Source organism: Marinovum sedimenti (genome assembly GCF_054052205.1).
The window spans coordinates 2,159,483-2,174,734 of the sequence record NZ_CM133223.1 but is presented as its reverse complement, the minus strand read 5'-3'; the positions used below and the strand labels follow the sequence as shown (position 1 = coordinate 2,174,734).

At 61.7% G+C, this 15,252-nt stretch carries 15 protein-coding genes; 9 read left to right on the top strand and 6 right to left on the bottom strand.

Features of this window, described 5'->3' with window-relative positions; all coding sequences use genetic code 11:
- Positions 1-42: 42 nt before the first annotated feature.
- The 5 genes from ACW9UO_RS10485 to ACW9UO_RS10465 are packed head-to-tail and all read right to left on the bottom strand — an operon-like array spanning position 43 to position 1,990.
- A complete protein-coding gene (locus tag ACW9UO_RS10485; protein WP_457085762.1) occupies positions 43-330 on the bottom strand; it encodes an antifreeze protein in 288 nt (95 codons plus the stop codon).
- A gap of 29 nt (positions 331-359) precedes the next feature.
- A complete protein-coding gene (locus ACW9UO_RS10480; protein ID WP_457085761.1) occupies positions 360-665 on the bottom strand; it encodes an urease subunit beta in 306 nt (101 codons plus the stop codon).
- The gene (locus ACW9UO_RS10475) at positions 662-823 is read right to left on the bottom strand and encodes a hypothetical protein (protein WP_457085760.1); all 162 of its coding nucleotides are present in this window, start codon (positions 821-823) and stop codon (positions 662-664) included. The genes ACW9UO_RS10480 and ACW9UO_RS10475 overlap by 4 nt, the downstream gene beginning before the upstream one ends.
- Before the next feature lie 42 nt (positions 824-865).
- Entirely contained in the window at positions 866-1,168 is a 303-nt protein-coding gene (locus ACW9UO_RS10470) for an urease subunit gamma (RefSeq protein ID WP_457085759.1), read from the bottom strand.
- A gap of 3 nt (positions 1,169-1,171) precedes the next feature.
- Positions 1,172-1,990, bottom strand: a complete 819-nt coding sequence (locus ACW9UO_RS10465) for an urease accessory protein UreD (RefSeq protein WP_457085758.1) — start codon at positions 1,988-1,990, stop codon at positions 1,172-1,174.
- Here ACW9UO_RS10465 and ACW9UO_RS10460 point away from each other — a divergent pair, their 5' ends adjacent.
- From ACW9UO_RS10460 to ACW9UO_RS10430, 7 genes are all read left to right on the top strand, one after another.
- Positions 1,991-2,242: a hypothetical protein gene (locus tag ACW9UO_RS10460; protein ID WP_457085757.1), complete on the top strand. Its 252-nt coding sequence runs from the start codon at positions 1,991-1,993 to the stop codon at positions 2,240-2,242. It begins immediately after the preceding gene.
- A gap of 169 nt (positions 2,243-2,411) precedes the next feature.
- A complete protein-coding gene (gene urtA / locus ACW9UO_RS10455; protein ID WP_457085756.1) occupies positions 2,412-3,695 on the top strand; it encodes an urea ABC transporter substrate-binding protein in 1,284 nt (427 codons plus the stop codon).
- Positions 3,696-3,763: 68 nt separating this feature from the next.
- Entirely contained in the window at positions 3,764-5,725 is a 1,962-nt protein-coding gene (urtB, locus tag ACW9UO_RS10450) for an urea ABC transporter permease subunit UrtB (protein WP_457085755.1), read from the top strand.
- Positions 5,726-5,819: 94 nt separating this feature from the next.
- Complete coding sequence (urtC, locus tag ACW9UO_RS10445; RefSeq protein ID WP_457085754.1) at positions 5,820-6,998, top strand: urea ABC transporter permease subunit UrtC; 1,179 nt, start codon at positions 5,820-5,822, stop codon at positions 6,996-6,998.
- Positions 6,995-7,735, top strand: a complete 741-nt coding sequence (gene urtD / locus ACW9UO_RS10440) for an urea ABC transporter ATP-binding protein UrtD (RefSeq protein WP_457085753.1) — start codon at positions 6,995-6,997, stop codon at positions 7,733-7,735. The genes urtC and urtD overlap by 4 nt, the downstream gene beginning before the upstream one ends.
- A 2-nt stretch (positions 7,736-7,737) precedes the next feature.
- Entirely contained in the window at positions 7,738-8,433 is a 696-nt protein-coding gene (gene urtE / locus ACW9UO_RS10435) for an urea ABC transporter ATP-binding subunit UrtE (protein ID WP_457085752.1), read from the top strand.
- Between the two features lie 205 nt (positions 8,434-8,638).
- Positions 8,639-11,665, top strand: coding sequence for a calcium-binding protein (locus tag ACW9UO_RS10430; RefSeq protein ID WP_457085751.1), 3,027 nt, complete (start codon positions 8,639-8,641; stop codon positions 11,663-11,665).
- On the opposite strand, the gene epsE is transcribed toward ACW9UO_RS10430, so the two are convergent.
- A complete protein-coding gene (epsE, locus tag ACW9UO_RS10425) occupies positions 11,659-12,879 on the bottom strand; it encodes an exopolysaccharide biosynthesis GT4 family glycosyltransferase EpsE (protein ID WP_457085750.1) in 1,221 nt (406 codons plus the stop codon). The genes ACW9UO_RS10430 and epsE overlap by 7 nt on opposite strands.
- A gap of 97 nt (positions 12,880-12,976) precedes the next feature.
- Here epsE and ACW9UO_RS10420 point away from each other — a divergent pair, with 97 nt between their 5' ends.
- Together ACW9UO_RS10420 and ACW9UO_RS10415 are read left to right on the top strand one after the other, a co-directional pair.
- Positions 12,977-13,816, top strand: a complete 840-nt coding sequence (locus tag ACW9UO_RS10420) for a glycosyltransferase family 2 protein (protein ID WP_457085749.1) — start codon at positions 12,977-12,979, stop codon at positions 13,814-13,816.
- Positions 13,813-15,180, top strand: a complete 1,368-nt coding sequence (locus ACW9UO_RS10415) for an oligosaccharide flippase family protein (RefSeq protein ID WP_457085748.1) — start codon at positions 13,813-13,815, stop codon at positions 15,178-15,180. The genes ACW9UO_RS10420 and ACW9UO_RS10415 overlap by 4 nt, the downstream gene beginning before the upstream one ends.
- Positions 15,181-15,252 lie beyond the last annotated feature (72 nt).

Here is a 15,252-nt window from a genome sequence, read left to right as displayed (position 1 = left end):
ACGGCCCGGTCTGACATTTCGGCAGAGGCGTCGCCCGGTCTGTCATTTCTTGGCAAACCCGCGTTTCGACAGGCGGCTGACGTTGGATTTGGTGGTGCGCCGGATCGGTTTAAGCGCCTGGCTCAGCGTCTTTTCGACATCCTGACCCCGCATCGTGCCAAGGATCAACTTGGACCCGGCGTCATGAAACGCCTTTTGCTTTTCCGTGACCATGCGGGAATTTTCGCTTGGCAGGACAGACCACACCCCGGCCCAGCCCATCACCCGCATCCATATCACTGCGCTGGCCTCCATCGCCATCAGCGTTGCCTGCGTTTGAACCTTCATCATTGCGAAGGGATCTGTGTAGAAATCGTATTTCATAGTGCGCCCATAACGTGTTGATTGAAGCCATAGATGCGTCGGGCACCGCTGATTTCAATCAACTGGACTTCACGGCGTTGCCCCGGTTCAAACCGCACAGCAGTGCCAGCGGCAATGTCGAGCCGGCGGCCACGGGCGGCGGCGCGGTCGAAATCCAGCGCCGGGTTGGCCTCGGCAAAGTGATAGTGGCTGCCGACTTGAATGGGCCGGTCGCCGGTGTTGGCCACCATCAGGGTGATCGCCTCGGCCCCTTCGTTGAGCGTCAGCGTTCCTTTGGCGGGCATCAGCTCTCCGGGGATCATTTGCGCAGCACCATCAAGGTGGCGGCCACGGCAACAAGGCCGAGCGCCAGCGCAACGGTCAGCCAGTTGCCCGCGCCATGCGGGTGCAGATGCGCACCGGAATGGGCAAGGGCAGGGGAGGCGGTGAGAAACAGAACGGGGGCGAGCATGCGGGTCATGTTGGATCTCCTTTAGGGGGGCTGGTGGGGTATAATGAAACCCTAGCGAATGGGGTTGTGGACGGTGACAAGCTTGGTGCCGTCGGGAAAGGTGGCCTCGACCTGCACGTCGTGGATCATCTCGGGGATGCCCTCCATGCATTGATCACGGGTGATCACCTGCGCGCCGGCCTCCATCATATCGGCAACAGAGCGGCCATCGCGGGCGCCTTCGACAACCGCATCGGTGATCAGGGCAATCGCCTCGGGGTGGTTAAGCTTGACGCCACGGGCCAGCCGCTTGCGGGCGACCTCGGCTGCCATAAAAATCAGCAGCTTGTCCTTTTCGCGGGGGGTGAGTTGCATGGGTTATAATCTCCAGGAAACAGGCAGGGTATCGTCCGACAGGCGGTCGAGAATGGGAAGAAGGAGCTGGCGCAGCACATGGCTGTCAGGGGCCAGAATGCGTAAAACAAGGGCGTCGGGGGCCAAAAGACTGGCACCGCCGGTATCGGGCAGGCGCGCGCGCATCGGGGCGAGCTGGGCCTCGGCATCGGGGGCGACATAAAGCAGCGAGGCCATCGCGCCCGCGCCACCGGCCACAGCGGTCTGTGCCAGTTGATCAGAGATTGCGCCGTTCAGTTGCACGGCGTCATAGTACAGCGGGCGGCCTGCGCGGCGCACCTCGATGCGGTCGTGAAACCGGCCCGAGGTCAGCCGTTCGCCCATCGCGGCGCGGCCAAAGATCACCGGTTCCACCAGCAACAGGCGCGCATCTGCGGCAAGGTCGACACTCAATTTGCGCGACAGGGCGCAGCCATCATAGAGGATCAATTCCTGCGGCATCCAGTGCAGTGTGGCGCCGGGGCCAACGCGCAAAGCGCTGGTCACATGGCCGAAATCGCCCTCGCGGCTGCGATAGGCGCGCTCTGCCGCCTGCGTTGTTAGGCCAAGCGCCGCGCCTTCGCCCACCGAGGCCTCTAGCGTCAGCCTGTCGCCACCGGTCACGCCACCCGAGGTGTTGATGCAGATCGCCTGCAACATCGCATCGCAGCGCGGAAACAGCGCCCGATACGACCCGGCCTGCCGCAACCCGTCGATGACGCTGGCCGCCCCGCGCCGCTTGGCCGACAGCACAAGTTGCCCGCGGGTGCGCGGCTGGGGCTGGTCCTTAACGGCGGCTTCCATATGGCGGACATGGTGGGTGATGGCTTTGCTCCGACAGCATTCAATCTGCTGCGGATTGAGCATATCGACCCCCGCAATGGCCAGATTCGCGGCAGTTTCAGAACGAGCCTTGCGCTGATTTGCGTAAAAAGCAGGCAAAAGTCGTTAACGGCGCACAGAAAGAAGGCAATCGTGCAGGTTGCTCAGGAAATTAACCCGTCGGAATTGATCCAGTCGCCGCAATGCAGAATTCATGTCAGTGCCCGAGCATAGGAGATTCCCTCGAAGGGAAATTCGAACGCGAAGGGTGTGTGACGACCTTAGAACTGTCATTCGCGCAGGCCGCCACACTTTCGCAACAAATACGTTGCAGAGCCGCAAACTATGCCTTGGTGCCTTCGGGTGCAATGGCGTCGCGCCGCTCTGCGGGGAGAGATAAGATATGACCCGTATCAATAAAGCACTTACATCCATCGCAGCGCTCGGCATGTTTGCCGCCGCGCCCGCCTTTGCAGCGGATTGCCCGATCAAAGTTGGCGTTCTGCACTCGCTCAGCGGCACGATGGCGATTTCTGAAACAACGCTTAAAGACACCATCGAGATGCTGGTTGAACAGCAGAACGAAAAAGGCGGCCTGCTGGGCTGTGAGCTTGAGGCCGTTGTCGTTGACCCCGCGTCCGACTGGCCGCTGTTTGCCGAAAAAGCCCGCGAATTGCTGTCGGTGCACGAAGTTGACGTGATCTTTGGCAACTGGACATCGGTGTCGCGCAAATCGGTTCTGCCGGTGATCGAAGAGCTGAACGGCCTGCTGTTCTACCCGGTGCAGTATGAGGGCGAAGAAAGCTCGAAGAACGTGTTTTACACCGGTGCCGCGCCCAACCAACAGGCAATCCCGGCGACGGATTACTTCCTCGAAGAGCTGGGTGTTGAGAAATTCGCACTGCTGGGCACCGACTATGTGTACCCGCGTACCACCAACAACATCCTCGAAGCCTATCTGAAAGACAAAGGCATTGCCGAAGAAGATATCTTCGTCAACTACACGCCGTTTGGTCATTCCGACTGGGCCACAATCGTGGCCGACGTTGTGGCGCTGGGCGCAGATGGCAAACAGGTTGGCGTGATCTCGACCATCAATGGCGATGCCAACATTGGCTTCTACAAAGAGCTGGCCGCGGCTGGTATCTCGGCGGATGACATCCCCGTTGTGGCGTTCTCGGTTGGCGAAGAAGAGCTTTCGGGCCTCGACACATCCAACCTCGTGGGTCACCTTGCGGCCTGGAACTACTTCCAATCCGCTGAATCCGACGCCAACACCACGTTCATCGAAACGTGGAAGGCACGGATGGGCGAAGAGCGCGTGACCAATGACCCGATGGAAGCCCACTACATTGGCTTTAACATGTGGGTGAACGCGGCGACCCAGGCCGAAACCACCGATGTCGATGCCGTGCGCACCGCGATGTATGGCCAGACCTTCCCCAACCTGACCGGCGGCACCGCCGAGATGCTGGTAAACCATCACCTGTCCAAGCCGGTTTTGATTGGTGAAATCACTGCCGATGGCCAGTTCGACATCATCAGCCAGACCGCAGAAGTGCCGGGCGACGCTTGGACCGATTTCCTGCCGGAATCTGCGGTTCTGACGTCGGATTGGAAAGACCTCGGTTGCGGCATGTACAACACCGAAACCTCGACCTGCGTTCAGATCAAATCCAACTACTGATCTGACCTTCCCCGGGGGCGCGGCCTGCGTCGCGCCCCCACTCCTTTCGCAAGAACAGGCTCCTCATAATGCATCGCGTCCTTATCGCGTGTCTGGCGCTGCTGTGTCTGCCGATCATGGCAATGGCACAGGACGAAGCCCCGGCACCGACCCTTCAATCCATCCTGCAAGAGCATCAGCGGCTGGTGGCCAAGCCGTCGCGCAAAACCATTGGCACCGTGCTTGATGCTCTGGTGAACGCGGGCCTGCCGCAGGTGCCGGAATTTCTCAATCATTACGCGGACAAGGATGTCTGGGAACGTGCCGACGACGGGCTGTTCTTTTACGCTGCCAAATCCGGTGCAGCCTATGATCTGACCGATATCGACAGCGGCGCTGTGGTGGCCACGGGCGTGCCCGGCGATGCGCTGACGAACGTAAAGCCCAACGGCGGCGTGCGCGGCGAAATTGGCGCGGCGCTGGTGCAGTTTCAACTCTCCGATCCCGATATCACCCGCCGCCGCGAGGCGCTTGACGCGATTTCGCGCAATCCCGATCCCGCGCAACTTGATGCGCTGGCGGCGTCGATTGGTGGAGAAACCGACCCTGCGCTGAAGGTCCGCAAGGCGCGGCTCGTCACCTATCTGACAGCGCGATTTGGGGCGGAGCCTGCCGCGCGGATCGCCGCCATTCAGGGGCTGTCCGAGGATCTCAGCGTGGAAGGCCGCGCTGTGCTTAATCAGATCCTCACCACGCAGTTTTCTGCCGCGAAAACCCTGCCTGCGGATCGCAATATTGCCCGCGTCCTGACCTCGGGCGATGGCATCGACCGCGATGTCGCGTATGCCGCGCTGATTGAGGCCGGACTTGCGCCGCCGCTGGTTGGCCGGTCCGATATCCGCGCCGCGCTTGAGGCGAATATCGATGGCAACCGCGTGGGCGGTGTGCCTTTGGCGCGTCTTGGCAATGACGATGCCCGCGCCGAAGCATACGCCGCGCTCGCCGCCGCCGGCAAAGCGCCGCCCTTGGTCACCGAGGCGGATATTGACGCGGCGCTCGCCGCCAATGTGTTTTACCACGCGTATGACGAAGCCGATCTGGCCATCACCGCCGCCGCCGAAGAGGCGCTTTCTTCGGTCGAAGCCCGCGTCGCCGTCGGCCAGACCATCGATCTTACGATGGACGCGGTGTCGCTCGCCTCGATCTACTTTCTCGCTGCAATCGGCCTTGCCATCACCTTTGGCGTGATGGGCGTGATCAACATGGCGCATGGCGAATTCATCATGATGGGCGCCTACACCGGCTATGTGGTGCAGCTGTTCATCCCCGATTACACCCTGTCGCTGATCGTCGCGCTGCCGCTGGCCTTTGCCGTCACCTTTGCCGCCGGTGTGGCGATGGAACGGCTGGTGATCCGCTGGCTCTATCACCGCCCGCTGGAAACTCTGCTGGCCACCTTCGGCATCTCGATCGCGCTGCAACAGCTGGCCAAGAACATTTTCGGCACACAGGCGCGCCCGCTGACCTCGCCGGGTTGGCTTGATGGGGCGTGGGTGATCAACGATGTGGTGCAGATCTCGTATATCCGCATCGCCATCTTCGTGCTCGCCCTCATGTTCCTCGGCCTGCTGCTGTTCATCCTGAAGAAAACCCGCCTCGGGCTTGAGGTCCGCGCGGTGACGCAAAATCCGCGCATGGCCTCGTCGATGGGCATCAATCCGGACAAGATCAATATGCTGACCTTCGGCCTTGGATCCGGCATCGCGGGCATCGCGGGGGTCGCCATTGGGCTCTATGCCAAGGTCACCTCAGAAATGGGCGCGGACTATATTGTGCAAAGCTTCATGACCGTGGTCGTGGGCGGCGTCGGTAACGTCTGGGGCACGCTCGCGGGGGCCTCTCTGATCGGCTTTCTGCAAAAGGGCATCGAGTTCTTTAACCCGTCCAACACCCTGGCGGCACAGACCTACATGATCCTCTTTATCATCCTCTTCATCCAGTTCCGCCCCAAGGGCATCGTCGCCCTCAAAGGCCGTGCGGCAGGAGATTGACCATGACAACGCATATTCACCGGACCCCGTTTTCTTGCAAAGAAAACGGACCGAAATCTTTTGAAGATTTAGGCTGCAGCGGGGGCGATTTTTCATGAACCGCTCCTTCCTGTTTCGCAACCCCTCCGTCATGTGGTTCCTTGCGGCCCTCGCGTTGTTCACCCTCGGCGTGACCGTGCTCTCCGAAGCCGCCGGCGTTGGCTTTATCTCCACCTCCTTCGTGAAAACGCTGGGCAAGACCCTCTGCCTCGCCTTGATCGCCATCGCGATGGACGTGGTCTGGGGCTATTGCGGCATCCTCAGCCTTGGCCACTTTGCCTTTTTCGGCATCGGCGGCTACGCCATCGGCATGTGGCTGATGTACGCCCGGACCGAGGCCATCGTTATCGAAAGCCTGCAAAACGGGGCCATTCCCCCCACGGCAGGCGAGGTCAGCGATGCCATCACCAGCCAGATCTTTGGCGTGGTCGGCGGCTCTGAGCTGCCCGCGCTCTGGGCCTTTGCCCACTCCCTGCCGCTGCAACTTATCGCTGTCATCGTCATCCCCGGCCTTCTGGCGTTGGTCTTTGGCTGGCTTGCCTTCCGCAGCCGCGTCACCGGCGTTTACCTGTCGATCCTAACCCAAGCCATGACGCTCGCCCTCTCGCTCTACCTGTTCCAGAACGACACCGGTTTGCGCGGCAACAACGGTCTCTCGGGCCTGCAAAACATCCCCGGTTTCGAGGCGACACCACAGGCCACCATCTCCATCGCTTTCTTCTGGGCCTCGGCCTTGGCGCTGGGCCTCGGCTATCTTCTGTTCGCCTTTGTTGTTGACGGCAAAATGGGCAGCGTGATCCGCGCGATCCGCGACAATGAGGCCCGCGTGCGCTTCCTCGGCTACCACGTCGAAAGCTACAAACTCTTCGTGTTCACCCTCACCGCCATTGTCGCAGGCATCGCTGGCGCGCTCTATTACCCGCAGGCGGGCATCATCAACCCGGCGGAAATCGCCCCCATCGCCTCGATCTATCTCGCGGTTTGGGTCGCCATCGGCGGGCGTGGCCGGCTCTATGGCGCGGTGATCGGCGCCGCCTTTGTGTCGCTCCTGTCGAGCTGGTTCACGGGTGGCGGCGCCCCCAACATCAACCTTGGATTTTACGTGGTGAAATGGACCGATTGGTGGCTGGTGCTGCTCGGCCTCAGCTTTGTCGCCGTCACCCTGTTTTTCCCCAAAGGCATCGGCGGGTTGTTTGATCTGATCGTGCGCAAAAAGACAGAGGACACACCATGAAAACGCTTCTGGAAATGTCCGGCGTCTCGGTGAGCTTTGATGGCTTTCGCGCCATCAACAACCTCAGCTTTCAGATCGGCGAGCCGGAAATGCGCGCCATCATCGGCCCCAACGGTGCGGGCAAGACCACCTTTATGGACATCATCACCGGCAAGACGAAACCCGATGAAGGCCGGGTGCTGTTTGGTGAAAAGTCCCTGTCCTTGCTGAAAATGAGCGAAAGCGAAATTGCCCGCTCTGGTGTGGGCCGCAAGTTCCAGAAACCGACGGTGTTCGAGGCTCAGACCGTGCGCGAAAACCTTGCTATGGCGCTAGCCAACAAACGCGGGCCGTTTGACGTGCTGTTCTATCGCAAGTCGCGGCGCGGGGCCGAGCGGATCGAAGAAATTGCCGAGCTGATCGGCCTGACCCAAGAGTTAAAGCGCACTTCGGGCGAGCTGAGCCACGGCCAGAAGCAATGGCTCGAAATCGGCATGTTGCTGGTCCAGGACCCGCGGCTTTTGCTGGTGGATGAACCGGCGGCGGGGATGACCCCGGCCGAGCGCGAAAAGACCACGACGATGCTGGTCGAAGCGGCCAAAAAACATGCGGTGGTGGTGGTTGAACACGATATGGAGTTCGTCCGCCGGCTTAATTGCAAGGTCACGGTGCTCAACGAAGGCTCGGTGCTGGCCGAAGGCTCGCTCGACCATGTGACGAAAAATCAGGACGTCATCGACGTCTATCTGGGGCGATAATCATGCTGGAAACCCGCGATCTGACGCTGAAATATGGCCATTCCCAAATTCTGCACGGCATTTCGATGCAGGCGAAGGCGGGCGAAGTGACCTGTGTGATGGGCACCAATGGCGTTGGCAAAACCAGCCTGTTGAAGGCGATTTCCGGCACCCATCCCCGTGCAGGCGGCGACCTTTTGATCAATGGCGAGGCTATGGGCCATGTCCCGGCCCATGTGTTGGCGCAAAAGGGCGTTGGATATGTGCCGCAGGGCCGCGATGTCTTTCCGCTGATGACGGTGATGGAAAATCTGGAAAGCGGCTATGCCTGCCTGCCCAAGTCCGAGCATTTTGTCCCGGATGAGATTTTCGAGCTGTTTCCCGTGCTCAAAGAGATGCGCTCTCGGCGCGGCGGCGATCTGTCGGGCGGGCAGCAGCAACAGCTCGCGATTGCCCGCGCCTTGATCACCAAGCCGAAGCTTCTGCTGCTTGATGAGCCGACCGAGGGCATCCAGCCCAACATCATCCAGCAGATCGGTGAAGTGATCAAATATCTGCGCGGCAAGGGGGACATGGCGATCATTCTGGTCGAGCAGTTCTTTGATTTTGCCTATGAGTTGGGCGATCACTTTGTGGTGCTGAAACGCGGCGAAGTGGTGCTGGAACGCAGCCGGGCCGATGCAGATCGCGCGCTTTTGCTGGAGCATGTATCGGTCTAAAGCCAGCCTCTACGACCGACCCTTTCCGCACCCGGCACTCGCAACGCAATGGGTCGCGCGCTGACACTGGCGCGCGATTAGTACCCTGAGTTCTAATCCGCGTCTTGAACTGATCCCCCCACGCCCGACATTGTGAGATGTCATGTCAAATTGTCGACATAACATTGCGCAAACTGGTGGCGTGGGATTCGGAAGGTTTTGGTTCATGTTGAAACGGGTGTGGTATGCTTTGGGCCTTTTGGCCGGTCTGGCAAGTGGCGTGGCGGCGCAAGAGGCGGACGGGGTGCGGGCCTATGTCTGGGGCAATTCGCTGATCAATCACCCCACCGCGTCTGAGGGCACCGCGGTGCCCTATTGGCTCGCCAAATTGGCAAAGGCAGACGGGCGGGATTTTGCGCTCAGCGGCCAGTATGCCTTTGGCGGGCAGTTCCCCGACAAGCTGCCGCCATTCCCCGAATGGGGCTTTCCCGGTGTCACCCCGTCGTATGAGGCCGGGCGCGATGGATTTGCCGATGGGGTCGATACCCTGTTGATAAACCCGGAAAATTTCATTCAGTACAAGGCCCCCGAAGACGCTTATGACGGCGCCAATCCCGATGGCCGCTCGCCCGTCAGCGGCACGGTTGCGCTCGCCTCTTGGGCGGCCGGGCAGGGGGCAAATCCTGTGGTGTTCCTCTACGAAGGCTGGGCCGAGATGGACCGCTTTCCGCCCACCCGCCGCAAGTACCGGCGGTATCAATCGTATACCACGGGCGACTATCATGACTGGTATGTGGGGTATCGGGATGCCGTTGCCGCGAGCTTGCCTGAGATGGATGTGCGCCTGATCCCGGTGGGCCGCATTCTGACCGGGCTGCTAACCGAGGGGCCGCTGCAAGAGCTGCGCCCGGTCGATCTTTATACCGACAATTCTCCGCATGGCACGCCAACCACCTATCTGATTGCCGCGATGATCACCTATGCCGCGCTGTACAACGCGCCGCCGCCGGCCGAATTCGATCAGTTCGAGGATGCGCATGCGCTGCTGGCCACACAGTATACCGAGACGGCGGCGTATATCTGGCAGGCGCTCGAGGGGTTTACCGCGCCGCGAAAGGCCGCAGCTGTGCAAAACCCCGCCCCAAGCCGTGAAATCGCGACCGCCCCTTACGGTCCAGAGGCTGTCCCGGTCGCGCCTGTCTCTGATCTGCCAAAACGTCCTGACCCTATCGAAAATGAACCCGCCGAGAGTGCCGTCGCTGACAAGACTCCTGCCCCCGCGAGTGACACCAAGGCCGGGCAGGGCCTTGCAAATCCGTCGATTGCGATGGGGCTTAACGGCATTGCCGATTGGTCAACCCAACAGCCCTTCATCGACGTGATGAAATCCGCCCGCCCCTGGATCGGCCATCTGCCAAAACAATGGGGCGGCTGGACGGCTGAGATGCTGGCCGACAAAGGCCATCTCGATGCTGCAGGGTGGGTCACGCAAATTCCAATCGGCGTTGACCGGATCGAGACCTTTTTGCTGACCGACATGCCCCCCGAGGCGGTGTCGCTGAAAGGCCGCTACCGGGTGACATGGGAGGGTGCGGGCAAGCTCGACATCGTTGGGAATGCGCGGGTGCAGAGCACGGCCGACCACGAACTCTGGTTCCTCTACGAGCCGGGCGAAGGCACTGTGGCGGTACAGATTAACGAGACCGATCCGCGCGGCACTGGAGATTACATCCGCAATATCAAGGTGATGCGCGAAGAGCATGTGCCGCTGTATGAGGTTGGGATGGTGTACAACCCCGCCTTCATCGACCGGATCAAGGATCTGCGCGCGCTGCGATTCATGGATTGGATGTTCACCAATGGCTCGCCCAAGGTGACATGGGAAGATCGCGCCCGACCCGAGGACTACACCTATGTTCGGCGCGGTGTGCCGGTAGACCATATCGCGGCGCTGGCCAATCTGGTCGGGGCCGACCCTTGGGTGTCGATGCCGCATATGGCCGAGGACGGCTATGTGCGCGCCTATGCCGAGGCGCTGCGCGACCGGCTCGATCCGCGTTTGATGACCTATGTGGAATACTCCAACGAGGTCTGGAACCGGATTTTCCCGCAAGCGACCTGGGCCGTGGAACAGGCCGATGCGCGCTGGGGCGACGCGGCAGGCGAGGATGGCTGGATGCAGTTCGCCGGGATGCGCGCGGCGCAGGTGGCCGATATCTGGACCGAGGTGTTTGGGGCCGAGGCCAAGGCGCGGCTGGTCAATGTGATCGGCGTTCACACCGGCTGGCCCGGGCTGGAAGAACCGCAACTGGACGCCCCGCTGTGGCAGGCCGAAGGCAACGCGCCGCCCGCCGAACGGTTTCACGCCTATGCGGTGTCGGGCTATTTCGGCCACCGGGTTGGCAACGCGGAGGGGGGGCAAAAGGTGCGCACCCTGCTCGACGGTGCCGCATCCCGTGCGCGCAAGGCGGGCGCGGCGCAGGGTCTGCAACGGGTCGCCCTGCGGGAACACATCAAGGCGCATCAATTCGACGGCACCGTTGCGCCGATGATCGAAGAGGTGCGCAGCGGCGGGCTGCACGAGCTGACGACCGAGCTTTGGCCCTATCACGCCGATGTGGCGCGGCGCCACGGCATGGATATGATCATGTACGAGGGCGGCACGCATATCCTCGGCCACGGCGCGTGGCAGGAGGATGAAGAGGTCACCGCCTATTTCCACCGGCTGAACTATGCGCCAGAAATGGGCGAGATTTACAATGACTTGCTGGCTGGCTGGCGCGCGGCGGGCGGCACGCTGTTCAATGCTTTCGTCGATATTGGCGCGCCGTCAAAGTTTGGCAGCTGGGGCAATCTGCGCCACCTTGATGACAGCACGCCGCGCTGGGATGCCTTGATGGCGTTTAATGCCGAAGAGCTGGGCGATTGGCAGGCCCGCGCGCCCGGCACCTTTCTTCACGGCGTTACGCGGCAGGGCGGGGCGGGCGCAGATCGGCTCGAGGGCACAAGCGAAGAAGATGTGCTGCTGGGCCGGGGCGGTGACGACATCCTGATCGGCCATGGCCGTGGCGATTTCCTGCACGGCGGCGCGGGCCGGGATGTGGCGGTCTTGCCCGGAGACTACGCCAGCTATGGGTTTGACAGCGTCAATGGTATCCTGCGCGCCTGGCACCCCGACGGCGTGGTGCATCTGCGCGCGATCGAGGTTCTGCGGTTTGACGATCTGGAGCTGGCGACCGATCTGCTTCAGTGAGTGCTGTCAGGGTCGGCCTGCGCGCGAACCTCGCGCAGAATGACCTCGGCCCCGAGGCTGGCCTTGTAATCGCGCTCAATCCGCGCCCGGCCTGTGGTGCTTAACTGCCGTGCAAAATCGGGGGTCTGGGAGATCCGCAGGATCGCTTTGGCCAGCGCTTCGGGCGCTTTTGGCGGCACAAGCAGCCCTTCTACCCCGTCGTCGATCAACTCCGGTACGCCGCCCGCAGCGGTGCCGATGGTCGGCACGCCACAGGCAATCGCCTCCATATAGGCCACGCCCAACGGCTCATGCCAGCTTGCCAGCCCAAAGATATGCGCGTCTAGCAGCTTGGCCTTGACGGTGGCGGCGTCAATCGCGCCCAGCAGGGTGACGTGGTCCTGAAGCCGATGCTGTTTGATCAACTGCTCCAACACCAGCCGAAAACCGGTGCCGCCGTCATCGTCCTGCCCGGCGATCTCAAGCGCAACGTCATGGCCCGCTTGGCGCAACTGCCGCACCGCTTCGATCAGATCCTGATGGCCTTTGACCACGTTGAGCCGACCGCAGGAAAAGATCCGCAGGCGTTCGCCGGGGGCGACGGGCACATAAGGCGCGTCGCGGTCAAGGTAGGCGGTGTCCACGCCCATCGGCCGCAGGATCATCGGCGGCAGGTCGTCGGGCATCTCGGCCTGCATTTCCGCGATCAGCTTGCGGGTGATCACCGTGGCAAAGCGTGCATTGCGCCATTTGTACCGCTGGGCAGAGCCGTAGTCCGACAACGGACCATGCAGCGTCAGCGAATACTCGGGGCCGCCCAAATCCTTGGCCAGCGCCGCAATCAGCGCCGCGCGCCCGCAGCTGTGAACATGGACATGGCGGATGCCTTGCGCGGCGCAGTGCAGGCGCAGCGCCTCGGCGGCGGCCGCACAAATCATCGCATCCTTGAGCACCGATTTGCCATCGCGCCGCGCCTCGCGCCATAGTTCCTGCCACGGCAGACGGGGCAGGATGCGCAGCGCTTGCAGTGGGGAAATCTCGCCAAGATAGGTGGTCCGCGCCATCGCCTCGGCCGACCAGTCATGCGAAATCAAACCGGCGGGCGGCTTGCGGGTGGAGAACAGCACCGGCGTGACGCCCATCGCCTCCATCGCTGCAATCTCGCGCCAGAAAAAGATATGCGTCTGCCCCGGAAACTGCGGGACGAGATAGCCGATTTTTTCGCGGTGAGACATGCGCGCGTTCCCTGAAATTTCTGCGCTGCATCATGGTTTGGCCACAGTTGCATGTATAGTCCTGATCCCGGAACAATTCGGATTTGAGGTCCATTAAGTGTCTTGTGACACGTCTTTTCAGCTGGCCGTGGTGATCCCCGCACATGACGAGGAAGCCTGGATTCGGCCTTGCCTTGATGCGGTGCGCGCATCGGGTGGGCCAGCGCGCGCGCAAGTGATCGTTGTGGCGAATGGCTGTCGTGACCGAACCGCCGATCTTGCCCGCGCCGAAGCCGATAAATTCGCCGCGCGCGGCTGGCGGCTTGAGGTGATCGAACTGGCGCGCGGCAGCAAGATTGCGGCGCTGAATGCGGGTGATGCAGATGTAAAGGCGCCGGTGCGGGCCTATCTTGATGCTGATGTCGTGGTAGATGGTAAGGTTTTGGGACAATTGGCACAATATCTGGACAGGCCCGAGCCGGCCTATGGCAGCGGCACGCTTGAAATCACTGCGCCCGGCTCTGCGGTCACGCGCGCCTATGCGCGGACCTATCGCAAGGTGCCGTTTATCACGCAGGGCGTGCCCGGTTGCGGGCTGTTTGCGGTAAACGCGGCGGGGCGTGCGCGTTGGGGCGACTGGCCCGAGATCATTTCGGACGATACCTTTGCCCGGCTGCACTTCACCAGCGCAGAGCGGCATTCTGTGGCGGGGCGCTACCGCTGGCCGCTGGTTGCGGGCTGGCGCGCCTTGGTGAAAGTGCGCCGGCGGCAGAATATCGGCGTGATCGAGGTGGAACAGGCCTATCCGGCGCTGGCCGCCAATGATGACACGCCCAAACTAAGCGCGGGTCAGAAGCTGCGTATGGCGCTGGCCGATCCGCTGGGATTTGCGGTCTATGCCGGGGTGGCGCTGGCCACAAAGCTGGGCGGCGATGCTGGCTGGAGTCGCGGCCGATGAGGGCGATGGCGCACAAGTTTCGCGGCCCGTCGCTGACGGCGCGCGCACTGCGCTCGGGGGCGTTTACGCTGGGCGGTTTTGGCACCTCACAGCTCATCCGGTTGGCCTCGAACCTGATCTTGACGCGGCTGCTGTTCCCCGAAGCCTTTGGGATGATGGCGCTGACGATGGTGTTTATGCAGGGCCTCCAGATGTTTTCCGATGTCGGCGTCGCCCCGGCGATCCAGCAAAGCAAACGTGGCGATGATCCCGATTTCCTTGATACCGCGTGGACCATTCAGGTGGTGCGCGGCTTCTGCCTGTGGCTGGCGGCCTGTGCGCTCGCCTGGCCGATTTCGCAGATCTACAACGAGCCGATGCTGCTGTTGTTGCTGCCTGCGATGGGGCTGACGCTGATCATTCAGGGCTTTAACCCGACCAAGATGGAAACGGCCAATCGACACCTGATGCTGGGCCGGGTCACCGCGCTTGAGATTGCGACGCAGGTGATCGGCATTGTCATCGCGGTGACGCTGGCCTTTTGGCTGCGCTCGGTCTGGGCGCTGGTGATTTCGGGCGTGGTTTCGATGGCGGTGCATCTTTGGATGAACGCGGTGTTCCTGCCCGGTCGGGGCAACCAGTTCCGCTGGGAAAAGCCGGCGACACAAGAGCTTATCCACTTCGGCAAGTGGATCTTCCTGTCGACGCTGGTGGGCTTTCTGTTCCATCAGGGCGACAAGATCATCCTTGGCCGCTACCTGCCGATTGACCAGTTCGGCGTGTACAACATCGGCTTCTTTCTTGCGTCTTTCCCGATGCTTCTGGGACTGTTGATCACCCGCAAGGTGCTGATCCCGATCTATCGTGAAACCCCGCCCGGCGCCGACCCTGCCAACTTTGCCAAGCTGCGGCGGATGCGTATTCTGGTGTCGAGTGCGCTGATGGGGTTGCAGGCGGTGTTTGCCGCCTCGGGGGTCTGGCTGGTCGAGCTGATGTATGATGAAACCTATGCGATGGCCGGGCCGGTGGCGGTGGTGATTGCGATTGCGCAGATCCCGCTGGTGGTGGGGCTGACCTATGACCAGACCGCCATTGCCGCCGGAGACAGCCGCCGATTCTTTATGCTGCAAGCGACGCGGGCCTGTCTGATGGTCACCGGCATCTTGGCCGGTTTTCAGATGGGCGGGCTGCTCGGGGCTTTGGCTGGTCAGGGAATCGCAATGATTGTGGTTTATCCGGTGGTGGTGTGGCTCGCGCGCAAGATGAAAGCCTGGGACCCCCTGCATGATGCGGTTTTCGCGGCGGTGGGCGTTTTGATCGCGCTGGGCGCTTGGGCGATAAATGGTGAGGAGATTCTGCGGCTTATGCCTTTCGCCGCACCATAACAGGCCCCGGTTTTCAGGGTTTTCCGTAATTTCACCATATTTTGGAGCTAAATTCGCCGGTGAGGACGCTTT

Bases quoted from the DNA above. Each gene is read 5' to 3' on its own strand.
- ACW9UO_RS10460 (WP_457085757.1), top strand. From the start codon at position 1,991: ATGGCGGACATGGTGGGTGATGGCTTTGCTCCGACAGCATTCAATCTG.
- ACW9UO_RS10470 (WP_457085759.1), bottom strand. From the start codon at position 1,168: ATGCAACTCACCCCCCGCGAAAAGGACAAGCTGCTGATTTTTATGGCA.
- urtB (WP_457085755.1), top strand. From the start codon at position 3,764: ATGCATCGCGTCCTTATCGCGTGTCTGGCGCTGCTGTGTCTGCCGATC.
- ACW9UO_RS10475 (WP_457085760.1), bottom strand. From the start codon at position 823: ATGACCCGCATGCTCGCCCCCGTTCTGTTTCTCACCGCCTCCCCTGCC.
- urtD (WP_457085753.1), top strand. From the start codon at position 6,995: ATGAAAACGCTTCTGGAAATGTCCGGCGTCTCGGTGAGCTTTGATGGC.
- urtE (WP_457085752.1), top strand. From the start codon at position 7,738: ATGCTGGAAACCCGCGATCTGACGCTGAAATATGGCCATTCCCAAATT.
- ACW9UO_RS10480 (WP_457085761.1), bottom strand. From the start codon at position 665: ATGATCCCCGGAGAGCTGATGCCCGCCAAAGGAACGCTGACGCTCAAC.
- urtA (WP_457085756.1), top strand. From the start codon at position 2,412: ATGACCCGTATCAATAAAGCACTTACATCCATCGCAGCGCTCGGCATG.
- ACW9UO_RS10485 (WP_457085762.1), bottom strand. From the start codon at position 330: ATGATGAAGGTTCAAACGCAGGCAACGCTGATGGCGATGGAGGCCAGC.
- ACW9UO_RS10430 (WP_457085751.1), top strand. From the start codon at position 8,639: ATGTTGAAACGGGTGTGGTATGCTTTGGGCCTTTTGGCCGGTCTGGCA.
- ACW9UO_RS10415 (WP_457085748.1), top strand. From the start codon at position 13,813: ATGAGGGCGATGGCGCACAAGTTTCGCGGCCCGTCGCTGACGGCGCGC.
- urtC (WP_457085754.1), top strand. From the start codon at position 5,820: ATGAACCGCTCCTTCCTGTTTCGCAACCCCTCCGTCATGTGGTTCCTT.
- ACW9UO_RS10465 (WP_457085758.1), bottom strand. From the start codon at position 1,990: ATGGAAGCCGCCGTTAAGGACCAGCCCCAGCCGCGCACCCGCGGGCAA.
- epsE (WP_457085750.1), bottom strand. From the start codon at position 12,879: ATGTCTCACCGCGAAAAAATCGGCTATCTCGTCCCGCAGTTTCCGGGG.